A 938-nucleotide genomic window follows, 5' to 3' on the forward strand; every position below is an offset into this window, starting at 1 on the left:
CGCGGGTGGGTGTGTGTTTGCCGAGGTCGGTGGAGTGGTTGGTGGCGTTGTTGGCGGTGGTGCGTGTGGGGGGTGTGTATGTGCCGTTGGATCCGGAGTGGCCGGTTGAGCGTATGGAGTTCGTGACGGCGGATTGTGGTGCTGAGCTGGTGATTGATGAGGAGATGTGGGGGGTTCTTGCCGCTGCTTCGGAGTCCGGGGCTGAGTCTGAGTCTGGGACCGGGGCGGTGTCTGTTTCTTCGCCTGTGGGGCCGGTGTCGTTGGATTCGGCGGCGTATGTGATTTATACGTCGGGGTCGACGGGGCGTCCCAAGGGTGTGGTCGTGTCGCACCGGGGTATCGCGGGTTTCGCGGCGGCGATGGTGGAGCGGTTCGGGCTGGACGCGTCTTCGCGGGTGTTGCAGTTGGCGTCGGCGGGTTTTGATGCGTCGGTGATGGAGCTGTTGATGGCTCTGGGTGGTGGTGGGACGTTGGTGATTCCTGAGGGTGGTCGGGCGTTGGCCGGGCAGGAGTTGCTGGATGTGTTTGTGGGGGAGCGGATTACGCATTCGCTGGTGCCGCCGACGGTGCTGGGCAGTGTGCCGGCCGGTGAGCTGCCCGATCTCCGGGTGCTGGTGACGGGCGGCGAGGCGCTGGGAAGTGAACTGGTGGGTCGGTGGTCCGCGGGCCGCGCGATGTTCAACGCGTACGGTCCGACGGAAGTGACCATCGCGGCATCGGTCAGCGGACGGCTGGAGCCCGCGGTGAGTGCTCCGCCGATCGGGGTGCCGGTCGCGGATGCGCGGGTATGGGTGCTGGACAGGTGGCTGCGACCGGTGCCGGTCGGCGTACCCGGCGAACTGTATGTGGCGGGGCCGGGGTTGGCGCGTGGGTATCTGGGTCGTTCGGGGTTGACGTCGGAGCGGTTTGTGGCGGATCCGTTTGGTTCGGGTGGGCGG

1 protein-coding gene is annotated in these 938 nt (G+C 66.8%); it reads left to right on the forward strand.

Annotated features, from left to right (window positions below; all coding sequences use genetic code 11):
• A partial coding sequence (locus CU044_RS03085; RefSeq protein ID WP_193563857.1) for an AMP-binding protein occupies positions 1-938 on the forward strand: 938 nt, incomplete at both ends.

This window comes from Streptomyces sp. L-9-10, assembly GCF_004151105.1.
Classification (GTDB): domain Bacteria; phylum Actinomycetota; class Actinomycetes; order Streptomycetales; family Streptomycetaceae; genus Streptomyces.